Raw genomic sequence first — 15986 nt, 5'->3', positions numbered from 1 at the left:
CACGGCAGGACAGGAAGAGGTAAACACAAGGAGATTCCTTGAGATTTAAGGATGGTTCTTATTCCACTAACGGGTGCTTTACTTCAAGAGGGGTAAAGCTTTTTGTTGTTTCACTAAAGTGGCAGGTGTGCGGCCGAGCTTTTCTAATGCGAGTTTTCTTTGTTATAGCCTTATGGTATAGCAACAATATTTAGGAAAACGGCAAATAAAAAAAACCTGATCTTCTTAAATAGATTTAAGAAGATCAGGTTTTTTATTGATTATTTATTAATAATTATTTTTAATATTCCTAGTCTTGCGCTAATAATTAAATAAATTATTAGGCCAACTAAAATGGACACAATGGATTCAATTAAGTTCACCCAGTACTTACTAAACATGCTCATTACGCTAGCATTAACTATAAAATTAACTATTATAATTCCAATTGACATTAAAAAAACAAGTATCAGGATTGGAACCAAAGGTTTAAGAAAGTCCATAAATGAAACCATTATATACTTTTTTAAATAATAAATATTATAAATAACTGAAAATGCATATCCTATATAGGTGGCAATAACAGGTCCGATGTCTTTAATATGTATTATTAGGATATAGTTAAAAGTTAATTTTAAGGCCACTCCTATAAACATACCAACAATCGCGTGCTTTTGTTTGTCTATTCCTTGGAGAATTGCCGCAGAAACTGTAAACAGTGAAAATAATATGGCCATAGGGGCATACCATTTTAATATTTCCCCACCCAGCACTGGATTACTTTGAAGACCGAAAACAGTTATATAAATTTTTTGACTTAAGAGACACAAACCAACTGATGCTGGTAAGGTAAAGAACATTATTATTCGATAGGTTTTTTTTATTTTACTTAAAAGTTCCTCGTAATGTCCTAAATTATATGAGGAAGTTATAGCAGGAATTAACGACATGCCGAAAGAAGTTGCCAGTGAAACGGGTATTAATACTAATATTTGGGCTAATCCAACTACCGAATTTATTTCTTCTGCTTTTCCCTGGCTGTAACCAATTGATTTAAATAATATATTAATCGAGAACGTATCAATGTTTTGATATATTGGAATTGCTAATCCAACAAGAACAAAAGGAACAGCATAGCGAATAAGCTCATTAAACATTTTTCTGTATGGGATTTTTACGAAATCTTTTTCAATTTCTTGGCTACCTGGATATTTCCTTCTTCTTTTTAAATAAATTACAACTAATACAAATAGACCAGATACTCCCCCAACGAAAGCCCCCAAAGTCCCGATCCCAACTGCTTCGGTTACAGTCCCCTTAAAAAATTTAATTGTACATAAAGAACCTAATAGTATAAAACATATTCTAAATATTTGTTCAATAACTGTACTTATTGCGGAAGGACCCATAGATTGATTTCCTTGAAAGAAACCCCTTAACAAGCTCATTGGAGGTACGACTAATAGGGCAAAACTCACCATTCTAATAACATATACTACATCTGAATACTGATTACCACTTGAGTCATCAGGACTGGTAACCAATATTGCAAGATACGGGGCAAAAAAGAATAATAAAATAAATCCTGCAATACCAGTCAAGGACATAAGTAATAGACCAGATTTAAGAAGATCTTTACCAGCCCTATAATTACCAAGACTATTATACTTTGCTACATATTTTGAAACAGCCAAGGGCAACCCTAATGTAGATATATATAGCATTATAGTGTAAGGGCCATATGCATATTTATATAAAGCATACCCTGAAGTACCAACTAATAATGTAAAAGGCATAATGTAAATAAATCCTAGAATCTTAGAGATAAAAGTAGCAGCTGTTAAATAAAAAGATCCTTTTACAAATTTATTATCCAAATTTTCCGTCTCCGTTCTCTCCCGATGTTAAATTATATATTTCTACAATATTTACTTCTGATACCTTACTCACTTTAATAAAAAATGACTATTTGTAAAATTTATATATTTTACCAATTTATTTTAACTGAGATGATATAAAAAATTCAAGTTAAATAGGCAAAAAAACTATTGAAAGTTCTGTTTGTTTTAAAAATTACAAATTTTTAATTTACAGTATTCTACAAATTATGTTATATTTTTTATTAAATAGCAAATAATGGTTTATTTGGTTGATTTTTGTTTGCTATTAAAAAATAATAGGAGGTGAAAATATTGAAAAAAATTAAGCAAAGCTTAGTTGCATTAGCTATTTGTTTTAGTATTGGTGTAGTATCTATTGATAAAGCAGAGGCATCTTATGTAGATACAGTAGTATACACTTTCATAAAGACTTATATGAGTAGTGGTGCAAAACCATATACACATGATTATACTTATAAAACTTTATCTTACGTTAATGGCTACTCCTACACAGAAACTCTAAAAGATGTTACAACACCGGGCCGTTTAATTTTAGGTTTTATAGATGAACAACATACTAGAACTTATAAAATCTACTAATAAACCTCTATAATTTGAATAAAATAGGAGAGAAAGTTTAAATAACTTTCTCTTTCATTATTAGGTGAAAAGTATATGATTGCAGAAATAAAAGGAATATATAAGAAAATAGACAATAAAGAAATAATTAACAACATTAATTTCACTATTGGCGAAAATGAAATTGTAGCACTAGTAGGACCAAATGGGGCAGGAAAAACTACCTTACTAAAGTTAGTTTCAAATCTAATTTTTCCAGATGAAGGAAGTATAAAAATCTGTAATCTCAATCCAAGTAAAAATCGTGAACAGGCATTGGCGAAAATTTCCTTCATGCAGGACTCCTCTGTGCTATATCCAGACCTTACAGGTTATGATCATTTATTCTTTATAGCAAAAGTAAAAGATATCCCGTTATCAAAAATAAATAAAGTAATAAAGAAACTAAAGATAGAAAAGTATATTAACTTAAAAGTACGAAAATATTCACTAGGTATGAAACAGCATTTATTATTAGCTATTTCCCTTTTAAGTAAACCAAAGCTTCTTTTAATGGATGAACCACTAAATGGATTAGATCCGTCAAGCAGTCTGTTACTCAGACAACTTATCTTGGAATTACGAGATGAAGGTACAAGTATTTTATTTTCCTCACATATTTTAGGAGAAGTAGATAAGGTTGCTGATAGGATTCTATTTATTAGAGAAGGACAAATAGTTGAAGAAAAGTCTTCTGAGAACTTTAAGTGCAAAAAAAATTCTTATCTTCTTAAGATAACTAAACCAGAAGAAGTTAGGAATATCTTAAAAAGCGAAAGCAACATTAATGAATTAGTTATCTTAGATTGCGGAGAGATTCAATTAACCTTGATAGAACCCGACTTGAGAGAAATAATAAAAAAACTTTATGATAATCATATTTTTATAATTGATATTCATAAAACCGAGCAAAGAACAGAAACGATTTATCACAGCATTTATGGAGATTAAAATGAATAAGCATCTTTTATTTCTGGAATATAAAAAAATATTTAAAAGAAAAAAGAATATTATTGTTATTTGCCTCATAATTGTAATTTCCTTAGGAATTCTTATTTTAAATAATTTACTCAACAAAAAATACGAATCAAATAAAGCAGAAAATTATAAATACCAAATTAGTTCAATAAATGAAGCAATTAGCCAAATCCCTAGAGAAGATCGGAATAGGGATAGTGTAAAAAAAATAGAAGAAGAATATAAGAATGAAATAAAATTGTTAGAACAACAAGCAAATGCTTTTGAAAAAGGTAATTGGAAAGAGGAATTAAAAGCCCAGATTATATTTGATGAAAATCAACTTAAGAATTTAAAAACTGGTAAAGCGATTGGCGGAGAACCTATTCAGTTAATAGAATCCAGAATAGGAATAAACAAACAGTTAATTAAAAAAAATATAAAACCCATTAATGAATCTAGTGCAACACAAGGAATTTACTTCCTTAGAAACATTCTGAACATATTATTCGGATTTATGGGTGTAATTATAATGATTTTTATTGTAGGAGACATACTTGCAATTGAATTTGATAAAGGAACCATTAATTTTCTTTTTACTCAGTCAATTTCCCGTGAAAAGATAGTAAATACTAAATCACTTGTAGCATTTAGTTTCTCTATATTTTCAATATTTACAGTTAGTTTATTTGCGTTTTTAATAGGAAGTTTGTTTTGGGGAACAGGATCGTTTGATTACCCAATATCAATCCAGAGAGAGGGAACGTCAACATTTATTAACATAGGACAATACCTAACACTTTCTGGATTACTTTTCATATTTGTACTTATTTTTACTATCTCGGTAGCAATTTTGATTTCAGTGATTACTAGTAGTAGTATGATTGCAATTAGTTTAACAGTCATTTTGTCATCAATGTTATACCTAAGTGTGAATAAGTATGGTTACTTTGCCATTTTTGCACAATATTTACCTTTTTCTTATTTTAATACATTTAATATAATAGATGGCACTTTAGCTTCAAATCTAAAAAATAATAACATTTCTTTAAAATTAGGTATAGAAGTTTTGCTTGTATCTAGCCTTTTATTACATTTTATTTCATTACGATTAATTAGAAAAAAAGAAGTATTTTAATTTTTTAAAAGGAAGAGCTACTTTTTGTAAACTTTAAGTTTTTAAAAATTAATTTGAAACGGATATGATTTAGTTGAAGAAAAAATCACAGAACTTTTATTAATAATTGCAATGTTTTTTAGTGTGTTCAGTTTTACATTTAAAAAAGCAAATGCACAATATATGGAGACTGTTCTGTATCAGTATAACAAAATATACAAGGATGGATTTTACTGGATGACAACAAATGAAAAGTATATGACTATTACATTTGTTAATGGTTACTCATATACACAAAAGATTGTTGATATTTCAAAGTTTATAGAGACTGTTTTTGGTACCTATACCTATCAATATACAAGAACATACAAGACTTGTTAGTCTCCAACTTTTAAAGGGATAACCACCATTTTCTAAAATAAGTAAATGTAAGCAAATTAGTCAGATAAAAAAAGAACCGTTAGGTTCTTTTTTTATTGTAATCGGATCAAATTTAAAATAATGGGTAATCTAGGGTTCGAAAAAACTGAGAAATGCCCTAATTGTGGCAATACACTTCCAAAAAGAAATTGGTTAAGTTATTTTTTATCCGTGACAGATGTCCGAACACTACGAAGTTTGGATGTTTGGATTAGAAAGCAAATATATTCTAGTTATTACTATAAAACTAAATCTCGACTTTCTAAGAAGGAATTAATGAGATATAATCTACCGTCTTTAGAAAAGATGTATTATCAATATAAAAAGGATTTAAAAGTTGAAAAGAAATATTGTAATTGTTATAACTATTTTCCAGAAGAGCTAATTTTTGAATAAATATTTAGAACTGCTATGCGACTGCTAAGGTGGGGAGCGAATCAGCTTGCAACCCGTCATAGTGAAGGACACCTTAAATCATAATAATGTCTTGAATTTTTGTGCAATTAAGTAGGTGAAAAGGAGGTATTCCTTTGAATGGGGAAAATAATAACTTAATGAGAAAATTGATTAAGGCCTGGGGTTTACCCGAATGTATTAAAGAAAGTGAAGGTAATGTGGTCTTTAAATTTGATGACAATGGACTCGTTAATACGCAAGAAAAGGGGTACCATTGCCGAAATGGAGATGTGAAATTTTGTATTTATGATATAAGAGGTGGAAAAGCTTTGTTTTCTATGGACTTTCATAAAAGTAATCCAACTATTGCAAATCTAAGAAAACGTGGAGTTGGCATAAATTTAGAGCTACTATATGTGCATGATACATCCTTGAGAAAAAAAGGGATATCTAGTTTCTATCTCGAAAAACTAATAAATTATGCAATTCAAGAGAAAGTTGAGTACATCTATGTACGGCCTAATGCGAATGCAATAAATTTTCTAAAAGATAGTAAAAAAAACTCCTTAAGTCAAAGAGAACTAGAAGAGTTTTATAATAAAAGAAGTACTAAAGAAATGCCTATAGAATTAAATATTTAATTTTCAGCAGCATCCAATTCGAGTGCTTTTGTTGAAGAAGAAATATCATAATGCACAAAAAAATCACCGTACTAATGACGGTGATTTTTTATTATTTAACAGCCGATAGGTTTTGATATTTTTGTCTAGAGTAATTATTTACTTCTTGTTGCAACTCACTATTACGGTTAAATAATTCTACTTGGCAACCATCGGAAGAATCCATTAAGACTTTAAAAAGATGGTCTTTTTCATCAAAATGGTAATAATATTTGGCTTCTATACTATTTTGATCGGTGCATTTCATTTCACATATAATCCCTATTTCACCTTTATAATAATTAACATAACTATAGCTATCGAGCTTAACATTTTCGAGTAAATTATATGGGGTTAAAATAGGAGAATGTAGTAATTCATATATTTTTTTTACTTTATTTTGCACTACAATACCCTCCTTTTTATAAACATCTTACCTTAAAAAATCAAGCATTAAAATAGTCCGTAAGTATTTTTTCTACATACTCTTCAACTTGAGGTAGCTTTTCGTAGGCTATATCGTAATCATCAATTGTCCATTGTCCCTTACTATATCCTATCTCACTTTTTAAGTAAGTACTAAAGTATACTGCTAGCATACCGCCATTATCTCTAATTCTTGTTGGGATCCAATGATAATTACCTCTAAAAAGGCCACAATCCTTTAAACTAATCGCTTTTTTATCAATATCAAACTTTAATAATAAATTTGGAACGATACTTTCTTTTATTGTTACGTCAATATCTTTCCTTTTACTTGCAAAATAAAGATCAGGTCTTTTAATTGCTGCTGCTGAACTATCTGATGTATCAAGTATGCGTTCAGCAGCTGTTCTTTCAATTTGAAGTAATTTTTGAAGTTCAAGTATTTTTTGTTCTCGTTTTCTATCTTCAGCTTTCTTTTGTCTGATTAATTCTGTTGTTAAATAGACATCTGCTACTATCTTGCCGCTACCAACCTCAGTCACACCACCAATACTTGGATCTCTCCCTTTAGATGTTCCTTTGTCTTCTGGCTCTGGTGAAGGATCAAGTATATCGAAGTCTTTAAGATGTTTAATTATCTCGCTTTCTTGAATTTCTTCTTTATAATATTCCCAGAGTTCTTCTAATGCTAAATGTTTATGCGAAATGATTTGTCCAATATTGTCATCTGCTTTTTCAGTTTCCTCAAATGGAATTGACCTAAGTATGCGTCCCACAAATTGTGCATAAGGTAATGGGTTTCTGAAAGCCCTAAAAATTGCAGCAATTGATAAATAAGGATGATCGTACCCCTCGCCTAACATTGAAACATTAATAACTACTTTTACTCGATGATTTTTAATATCACTAAATGCTTTTTCTTTTTCTTCTTCGGTTAAGTCACTATGAATAATAGTTGTCGGGATATTGCGCTCATAATAAAGTTCTTGAATAACTTTAGCTTGTTTGATATCAGATGCAACAGCAATTATTTTATGAGGGACTGGGGTGTTTTTTAATTTTGCTTCTAGCATTTCTATACTCTGATCTACTACGCTCTTAGAGCAATCGATTGAATATGCTACCGAACGGCTAATCCAATCCTCATCCTTTATACCTAATTCATTGAGTTCTTCGACAGTATATTTTTTTGAAGTATCTTCATCGATTGTTAAGTAAAGTGTTTCAGGAATATATGTGAAGTTTTCAAGTGATTTGACATAACCATTAGCCATTGCTTGACTTAGTTTATATTTATAAACTAAATCACCAGTAATCTTTTCCTTATCCGTCCTAAAAGGTGTACCGGTCACTTTGACTACTTTAGCTTTAGAAAAATGTTGCGTGGTTTCAACCCAAGTTCGAGCAGTGGAATGGTGGGCTTCATCAATAATTATCATGTCAAAAAAATCTTCAGGAAGATGATTCAAAGGAGAGGAATCTAGTCTGCTCTGTAATTTTTGGATATTTACAACAACAATATTAGCTGCTTCAAGAACTTCTTTGTTCGTCTTATTACCTTCAAATTCAATTAAAGCCGGGAGATCTTGGGGTCTATCGAAGACTTTTCTTTTAATCCAGAAATTATCAGGCTTGTCTGGATTCAAAGCATCGATAACAGTTTCCCTAATAACGATTTGTGGTGCAATGATTAGAACTCTTCCTTTACTTATGTTGTAAGGTAGTAATGCCATTAAACCTGTCTTACCAACACCAGTAGGCAAAACAATAACCGCATGTGACAGTTTTTGTTTAACGACAAAATTTTCATAAACGTGAAAATATCCCTGTACCTGAGGTTCTCTTAGGTTACCATTCTCATAAATTAACGGATTAGATTCCATAAAATAATTTTCATTATATTGAAATGCCATGCTCAAACCCCCTTAAAAATTTTCCTAATTTTTATTATACTTTATTTAAAAATGCAATTGTTAAATATTTCAATATTAGGGCTATTATTCAGGAACATAATTATGGGAAAATCAATTTTAAAGCTTTCAGGGTCTAATATAGATAAAAATGGGGGTAGAAAATTTTTTTCACTTGTAAAATAGCTAAAAGTAGAGATTAACGGAAGAAAAGGTCGATTTTCTAAAACTTATTTATTACGGGGAACGAAGATTGAGGTTAAAAGGGTATGGATTGAGTTTTAATCAGAGAATCCTGAAAGAAAATAATCCTCAATTGTGGGATAAATACAAAGAACACTTCGGCATATTGAAGATGAAGAGTAAGCTTACTTCCTTGAATTACGCATGTAAAGGTGGCATTTAAATTTTTGAGAGAATTGATTCCAGAAGAATTAAAGAAAGTGTTGGGAAAAGGACTTTAAAAATATTAGTTAGAAATGAAAGAGAAATGTGAGGTGAGGAGCAATGGTAAATGGAGAGTTATGCCGGTGTGGTAGCAGAAAAGGCTTTGAATATAGTTGCTATTTTCCGAAAGAAGGGAATACTCCGGAGGATGTAAAAAAAGAATTTCTAGGAGAGTGATATCTACACTTGATAAGGTTGGAGATACAAGAGGTGAGACTTGTTTATATGTTGCGAGATTAGTAAAAGATTTGTTAAATGAATTTGGGGAAAAAGTTATGTAGCTGCTGGGTCATCAAAGTGGAATAAGGTTTCAACATTTTAAGATTGGAAACCGCCAAGAGAATTTCACGCATGGGCAGTAACAGAATTTGGGAAACTGTGGATCTATCTTGTGATGCACTAAATGAAAGATCTGATATGTATAATAAACAATTTAACAATGTTCCAACAAGATGCTGGGCAAAAAACTTAAAAGATCGTGATTATAAAATTTACGATTACGGAGCTAAAATATTTGAATTTGATGAAGAAGGATACAGCCGATTATTATCAATTGCCTTAAAAAATTAAAAAGATAAAAAATTATCAAACGTATTAAAAAGGAAGTATTCAAACTAATTTGAAAAATCCTTGATAATAATTGTGTTTTATATTATTCTAATTAAGAAATTATCTTACCAATTTATTGGTTGTGGGGCGGTACCACACTTCCTCAAATCGTTGTCAATTCATTTAAGTGGAAAAGGATGGTTTGCCGGTGTCCTTTGGGCAGGCTTATTATCCGCCAATATCGCTAACTTACTTGAACTAACTAAACTTTCAGGGGTGATTTGGATGCTGCTAAATGGAACACCGATTTTCCTAACAACCCTTGTCGTCTTCGTGAGGAAGGACAAGAGTCATCAATTTTTGGATTGAGGACACAAGGGTCATAAATATTCCACCTGTTAAAGTGGATTTGATAGGCCTGCCACATGGCAGGCTTTATTTATTCCCATAAATTAATCAAATAAAAGTAAAGGCAATAGATTGGGATTTTTTCACTACGTCCCACATTTTTTAAGTCTTGGAGAAGCCGAAATTGACAATGTTGAAATAATAACTTGGAATGAACTAAAATAGATTTTGAAGTATTGTACTTAGGATAACGGGGGCTTGTCTTAATTAAAGGTGTTGCAGAAGCACCTTCTTTTTCATATTTTGCTAAAAGGGCAGGTTCGTAGAACAATCTATCCAAAAGGTAATGCAATGTTAACAGTTGCCATTATCAGGGGCTTTTTTTTCTGTTAACTACAAAGTTATTAATAAAAAAATTATAAAACAAAACCTATTCAAAAGAAAAATCGTCTAATTACCAAGAAAAGTTCCTGTAAGCACTAATTTTATGAGTCAAAAACTTCAACAAGATTTTGTAAAAAATCTTTCCTCAAACTATTCACAAGATATATAAATATTAGTTTATCTATTTCAACTTAAAAAACCTTGATAGGCTTATGCCCTTCAATATTTTTAATAAGAGTGCAGTGCCGATTAATAGCTTATCCTCACATTTCATTTGAAGGGGGAAGCAGTAGAGAATCTGCAAACATTTAATTTACATGTTCTTTTAACTATTCGTATAATCCCTGTTTTACGAATAGTTATATAGGACATTTAATAATATATTTGTTATAATTGTTATTAAGAAAATTTAGGAGGATTTGACTGTTGGATACCAATTTAGAAAAAATGATAACTGATTTTTTATCCGAGAAGATTTCTCCTTTCTTAATCATATTATTCGGATCAACCGTGACCGGGGCTTTACATAAAGACAGTGACATAGATATAGCTTTTCTCAGTGAAAAACAGTTTGATAAATACGAAATATTCATGGTAGCTCAAGAACTTGCAGCAAAGCTTAATCGAGATGTAGATCTAATTGATTTATTAAGAGCAAGTACTGTATTTAAAGCCCAAGTTATACATACTGGTAAAGCAATTTATTGTACTAATGACAAAAAGAAAGCTGAATTTGAATTAATGGCTTTAAAGATGTATGCAAAGTTAAACGAAGAAAGATCTACAATATTAAAAAATATAGACGAAAGCGGGTCCATATATGAAAAATGATGTTATTTTAAATAAAATAACCATTATAGAACGTTGTATTAGACGGATTCGGACTGTTAAACTTTTTGGAGCGAATAAAGAGTAAACATGCTTCCGGTAATATCTTTATCGTAACTCACTCTGTAACCATTAAATGTTTATATTTAATTTTTAAAAATAAACCGGTTGAATCACTCTGGGCTGCGCCATTTATATATGATACAAGTTTATCCATAGTGGAGGTAAGCAATGATGGTTATTCTATCCTGCTTGAAGGTGACACTTCCCACCGAAACCTAATTACTAAATAATCAAAAGAAAAAGCCACAGACTGGAAATCTGTGGTTTTTAAATAATGACGGGACTTTTTCGAACTGCCATCAGTCTTTAAAGAAAACTCGAATATTGCCGAACCTTTATGTGAGACGGAGCCGTAATTACGCTAATAGGATTGAATTTTGGATATAAATCTGAATCAAAAGAGCTGTTATAAAGTTCATGCCAGCCCCGAAAAATAAAAAAAATTAAAAAAGGTTTTTAATAAAATCTATTATTCTTCCCCAAAAGGAAAGAGGTTGTTTATTGTATCTCCCAGTCACATTACTGGCGGATAAAACCTTCGAAGGTGCAACTTCTGTGGTAGAAACTGTATCTCCAGTTTGATTATCAATATCAGTACTAGTGTTAGTAACAGCTGTAGTTTCAGTTGCAGGTTTATTAAATACAAGTGTGTAGGTTTTTCGTTCTACTCCTCTTGTGACCACGACACTTATGATAGTCTTAGTACCTGTTAACTGAATGGTTTTGACTGTTTTTCCTTCAATTAAAAAAGCAGCACTACTATATTTAGCTACAGGATCAAGAGTAATCGAAGAGACATCTTCCGGAACTGAAATATGGTAAGTATATTCACCACTTGAAAAAGGGGTATTCAATGTACCATTAGAAACGTTTAGTGACGATAAAGTAGCTGTACTTACTTTTGCAACTCCTGCCCCTGTTTGTTGAGTAGAGCCCTGCGTTTTTAAACCTTGACTATTCGGGTAGGAAACCTGAAGACCTGAACCACCAGCACTCCGGGAACCACCAGCACTCCGGGAAGTACCAGTACTCCTGGAAGTACCAGTACTCCGGGAAGTACCTGGTGAAAGGGAACCACTGGTCCCTTGTTTACCAGATCCAGTATTATTTGTTCTTTTGGCTGGAGGATTTTGAGCCTGCCCGCCTGGCAAGTTTGGAGAGTCACTATCTGGCTTTGCTGCCCTGGTTACATGAAGAATATATGATTTTTCATCACCATTTTCTGCCGTAACTAAAAGAGTGATATCTGTTTTTCCGACTGGTAGCTTTATGGCCATACCAGCTTCTTGTATTAATGTGTTGTTTATTTTGATTGAAGAAGTACTTTCAGCAGCTTCAGCTGATAAAGTCAATTCTTCGGTTTTATTGGTAACCTGAACATTGTAGTCTGTGAATTCTGGATCAAAGTTTGGAGAAAGCTCACCGTTTGAAAGAGTAATTCCTTTAAGTGTATTGTTGCTGTTTTGTTTCCTAATTACGGTCAGTGAATATGTGGACACCGGATGAATGCCATCATTGACCGTTATCGTAAATTTATTCTCTCCAGTTTTAAGAAGGTATGTATCCGAATTAACATTTTTCAATGCCTGATCATTAACAGTAATAACCGCAGAAATATTTTTACTTTCAAGTGTAAGGGTTATTTCTTTAACGTTATTTTCAACGGTAGCCGAATATTGAAATAGATCAGATGAAAAGGTTTGATCGATTTTTGTTCCTTCTATTTCTAACTTGGATAAGAGATTATTTACTTGCTCCTCATCTTGGTTAGTGACAATAGCACTCTCGGTTTGATCTGTCGCAGCATAGGCGGATGGAATGGCAGCGGAAAGACCTAGTCCGAGCGCAGATACTGCTGCTATTGCCTTAAAACTTTTACCATTAGGCATTCATAGTCCTCCTTAAATAGAATTCTTGCAATTTAATTAGGAAGACTATAGCATGGAATACTTAATTTTTCCTTAATTTTTTCAAAAGGAAGCCGTACTCCATTCACCAAACAATTTCCTTTAAATACAAAATAAGGATATACTTATAAAAAAGGAGGTACAAAATGATTCCTGTTAAAAATCAAATGAATGGCGTATTTGTACATGTGACGAACCTAAAAGGGGCAGTAGAATGGTATACTGACTTACTGGGATTGGAGATAGATTTAGAGGAAGTCCAATCACCGGTATACAATATCCCAGTATCCGGCACTACATCCTTAACACTGGATGATCATAGCTTTGACCCACAATTCAAACACAGTATCAGCACTAGTCCAATTTTTAATTTTTTCGCTCCTGATATTGAGGAAGCATATCAATATATTAAAAATAGAAATATAGAGATTGTCAGAGAGATAGAATGGGTGGAGGACACTGCCTGGTTTAATATAAAGGATCCAGATGGTAACGTTCTTATGATCTGTAATTGCTAAAGTAAAAAAGGGCAGAGCTGTTACTCAGCCTCTACCCATTCTCCATCTTCACCTTTTTTATATTTCTTTTTGACCGCGCTCCAGGCCACTTTAAAGGCAGTTTCTTCATCATGATATTCCTCGGTGGCTGCGTTAAAAGCTTCCTTGAAAATTTCCTTTGCATGGTCTGGCAAATGTTCTCTGACAGATTCAGGCAAATTCTCTGTGGATTTGTAAGGCATAACGACACCTCCTAAGTAAATACTGTTTTCATACTTATTTCCTATAACGGGTGGTCATAAACTTTTCGATTTATTTGCATAAGGAGTTGAAGAATTATTATAGCTGATTTAGCGGAGGCCTAATCTTCTTTATTTTCGGTTCTGGTTTTTCATATGCCATATAAAAAACGGGAAGCAGAAATAAATCTGATTGAGTTAAAAACCAAGAATGGCTTACAAACGATACAAGAGATCCGAAGTGGGAACCATGATGAATCAAGATAAAAGAATGCTTAGATTTTAGGATCCTTTTCTAATAAAAAAGTACTTGAGAATAAACAATAACAAAATCAAATTCATACATATGGAACCTGGAAACCAGCTTGCAAAATTCAATTGTCCTCCATGCTCCTTTTTCTAAACTGTCGTCTTCAAAGTATGGTTAAATTTTTTTGCAAGTCCCTGTATGATTCCGTAATTAAGGGCAGAGGAATAGTGAGGGGTGTTACAGAAAAGGAACGGTTCGTTCTTTATATACATGAACGGAAGATACTCTCCGATATATTTAGTGCTTCTATGATTTAAATGGAAAATGGAATTCAAATGCTTTAATGCCTCATGAAAGCTTTGTACCTCATTCGGAAAAATGAACCCTCATAGGAACAAATTCACCCATCTTCTGGACTGCTTCTGTACCATACCTTTCGGTTACGCTTTTTAAAAAGGTTGTGGCTAATCAATCTTGTACCATTCATCGATATTCAACCAGTTTATTATTCATAATCAAACTATATAAAAGCAGGAAATCACAAACAAACCAATCCTTTCCAATCCGCAAATACTATTTTTTTAGAAAACTAGCTATCTAAGAAATATACGGGGATATAAAGAAATGGGATCCAAGAGTACAGGATTAGGAAAGGGAAATTCAAATTCTGGCTGCTGACTCATATAAGACATTGAATTAAAAGAGAGAAGGGAAATTAAGAATAACTGGGTTGTTTCTCCTAACTGTTTTGGGGTAAAGAAGATAAAGCTACTGAGAAATCAAAACAAGACGGGGGAGTTTAGTGGAAGAAAAATCGATTCACATCGAAGAAATAAACGAAGAAAAATCTGGCTGGAAGAAAATCCTCCCTTTTCTGGGACCAGCCTTTATAGCATCTGTTGCTTATATTGACCCTGGTAACTTTGCAACAAACATAACAGCTGGTTCTAAGTATGGTTATATGCTGCTGTGGGTCATTTTACTATCAAACCTAATGGCCTTACTAATACAATCGATGTCAGCAAAATTAGGCATTGCTACTGGGAAAAATCTACCGGAAGTCGCCAGGGAGCATTTCCCGAAACCAGTTAACTATTTTTTGTGGATACAGGGTGAGATTGTCATAATTGCAACAGACCTTGCTGAATTCATAGGGGCGGCATTGGGACTTAATCTTATTTTCGGTATACCTCTTTTCTGGGCTGCCATGATTACAGCAGTTGTTTCATTTGGCATATTGGAGCTGCAGCGAAGGGGATTTCGCTGGCTTGAAATTGTTATTGCATCTCTTGTAAGTCTCGTTGTCCTGGCATTTGCCGTTCAAATTTTCTTTACTCAGCCAGATCCGAATCAGGTAGTAAAAGGATTATTAATGCCCAGATTCGACGGAGTCGACAGCATCCTTCTCGCTGCTGGGATAATTGGTGCGACAGTCATGCCTCATGCTATTTTCCTGCATTCTTCTTTAACGCAATCCAGAATTGTTGGGGATACCCAGAAAGAATTAAAGCAAATTTTTAAATTTGAATTTATTGATATTTTAATAGCCATGCTCATTGCTGGTGTTATCAATATGTGTATGCTGGTCGTGGCAGCAGCTCTTTTTCACAGCAAAGGTCTCCATGTTGATGATTTGCAGGCTGCCTATCACCAATTTGGCAAGCTGATTGGTCCTTATTCAGCGATTTTCTTCGGAGGAGGATTGCTTATTGCAGGTTGTCCAGTTCTTCAGTAGGGACCTTGTCCGGTGATGTAATTATGCAGGGGTTTGTTAAAAAAAGTATTCCTATATACCTGCGCCGGGTAATCACCATAATTCCGCCTTTATGTATTATAGGCTTTGGCGTAAATGCATCAAACGCTCTTGTTATGAGTCAGGTAGTTCTATCCTTCGGAATTGCTTTTGCCATTGTACCTTTGATTATTTTTACCAGCAAAAAGAATTGATGGGCGAACTAGTCAATCGAACTATAACAAAAATCCTAGCCTGGATGATTGCCATTCTGGTTGTAGGATTAAATCTTCTTCTGTTATACAGATTAATATTTTAGTGGAATGGACCGTCATTGAATGCGGTCTTTTTTTAAACAATCCCTATTTAACAAAAGGCTG

General features: G+C 32.7%; 13 protein-coding genes and 1 pseudogene. 9 read left to right on the top strand and 5 right to left on the bottom strand.

Features of this window, described 5'->3' with window-relative positions:
* Window positions 1–260: 260 nt before the first annotated feature.
* Window positions 261–1856, bottom strand: a complete 1596-nt coding sequence (locus G8761_RS11840; RefSeq protein ID WP_166026840.1) for a putative polysaccharide biosynthesis protein — start codon at window positions 1854–1856, stop codon at window positions 261–263.
* Window positions 1857–2171: 315 nt separating this feature from the next.
* Here G8761_RS11840 and G8761_RS11835 point away from each other — a divergent pair, with 315 nt between their 5' ends.
* The 4 genes from G8761_RS11835 (at window position 2172) to G8761_RS11820 (ending at window position 6008) form a co-directional block, all read left to right on the top strand.
* Window positions 2172–2459 carry a hypothetical protein gene (locus tag G8761_RS11835; RefSeq protein ID WP_166026838.1) on the top strand — a complete coding sequence of 96 codons (288 nt, stop codon included), beginning with the start codon at window positions 2172–2174 and terminating at the stop codon, window positions 2457–2459.
* A 75-nt stretch (window positions 2460–2534) separates the two neighbouring features.
* On the top strand, window positions 2535–3428 hold the full coding sequence (locus G8761_RS11830) for an ABC transporter ATP-binding protein (RefSeq protein WP_166026836.1): 894 nt from the start codon (window positions 2535–2537) through the stop codon (window positions 3426–3428).
* A gap of 1 nt (window position 3429) precedes the next feature.
* Window positions 3430–4572, top strand: coding sequence for an ABC transporter permease (locus tag G8761_RS11825; protein ID WP_166026834.1), 1143 nt, complete (start codon window positions 3430–3432; stop codon window positions 4570–4572).
* A gap of 929 nt (window positions 4573–5501) precedes the next feature.
* Window positions 5502–6008, top strand: a complete 507-nt coding sequence (locus tag G8761_RS11820; RefSeq protein WP_166026832.1) for a hypothetical protein — start codon at window positions 5502–5504, stop codon at window positions 6006–6008.
* Between the two features lie 91 nt (window positions 6009–6099).
* Here the strand turns inward: G8761_RS11820 and G8761_RS11815 are convergent, their stop codons facing one another.
* Both G8761_RS11815 and G8761_RS11810 read right to left on the bottom strand, forming a co-directional pair.
* The gene (locus G8761_RS11815; protein ID WP_166026830.1) at window positions 6100–6432 is read right to left on the bottom strand and encodes a hypothetical protein; all 333 of its coding nucleotides are present in this window, start codon (window positions 6430–6432) and stop codon (window positions 6100–6102) included.
* Window positions 6433–6472: 40 nt separating this feature from the next.
* Window positions 6473–8365, bottom strand: coding sequence for a DEAD/DEAH box helicase (locus G8761_RS11810; protein WP_166026828.1), 1893 nt, complete (start codon window positions 8363–8365; stop codon window positions 6473–6475).
* Window positions 8366–9160: 795 nt separating this feature from the next.
* On the opposite strand from G8761_RS11810, the gene G8761_RS11805 reads away from it, so the two are divergent.
* From G8761_RS11805 to G8761_RS28065, 3 genes are all read left to right on the top strand, one after another.
* Entirely contained in the window at window positions 9161–9379 is a 219-nt protein-coding gene (locus G8761_RS11805; RefSeq protein ID WP_166026826.1) for a hypothetical protein, read from the top strand.
* A 1134-nt stretch (window positions 9380–10513) separates the two neighbouring features.
* Window positions 10514–10921: a type VII toxin-antitoxin system MntA family adenylyltransferase antitoxin gene (gene mntA / locus G8761_RS11800; protein WP_207789194.1), complete on the top strand. Its 408-nt coding sequence runs from the start codon at window positions 10514–10516 to the stop codon at window positions 10919–10921.
* Window positions 10922–10986: 65 nt separating this feature from the next.
* Window positions 10987–11211: a histidine phosphatase family protein gene (locus G8761_RS28065; RefSeq protein WP_166026822.1), complete on the top strand. Its 225-nt coding sequence runs from the start codon at window positions 10987–10989 to the stop codon at window positions 11209–11211.
* A gap of 213 nt (window positions 11212–11424) precedes the next feature.
* On the opposite strand, the gene G8761_RS11790 is transcribed toward G8761_RS28065, so the two are convergent.
* The gene (locus G8761_RS11790; protein WP_166026820.1) at window positions 11425–12870 is read right to left on the bottom strand and encodes a cadherin-like beta sandwich domain-containing protein; all 1446 of its coding nucleotides are present in this window, start codon (window positions 12868–12870) and stop codon (window positions 11425–11427) included.
* Between the two features lie 164 nt (window positions 12871–13034).
* Here G8761_RS11790 and G8761_RS11785 point away from each other — a divergent pair, with 164 nt between their 5' ends.
* On the top strand, window positions 13035–13406 hold the full coding sequence (locus G8761_RS11785; RefSeq protein WP_166026818.1) for a VOC family protein: 372 nt from the start codon (window positions 13035–13037) through the stop codon (window positions 13404–13406).
* 20 nt (window positions 13407–13426) lie between these two features.
* Here G8761_RS11785 and G8761_RS11780 read toward each other — a convergent pair whose 3' ends face one another.
* Complete coding sequence (locus tag G8761_RS11780; RefSeq protein ID WP_166026816.1) at window positions 13427–13627, bottom strand: ChaB family protein; 201 nt, start codon at window positions 13625–13627, stop codon at window positions 13427–13429.
* Between the two features lie 1049 nt (window positions 13628–14676).
* Between G8761_RS11780 and G8761_RS11775 the strand changes: the two are divergent.
* Window positions 14677–15925: pseudogene (locus tag G8761_RS11775) on the top strand (Nramp family divalent metal transporter).
* Window positions 15926–15986: the final 61 nt, after the last annotated feature.

This window comes from Neobacillus terrae (assembly GCF_011393025.1).
GTDB lineage: Bacteria > Bacillota > Bacilli > Bacillales > Cytobacillaceae > Neobacillus_A > Neobacillus_A terrae.
This window is presented reverse-complemented; position numbering and strand designations above follow the sequence as displayed.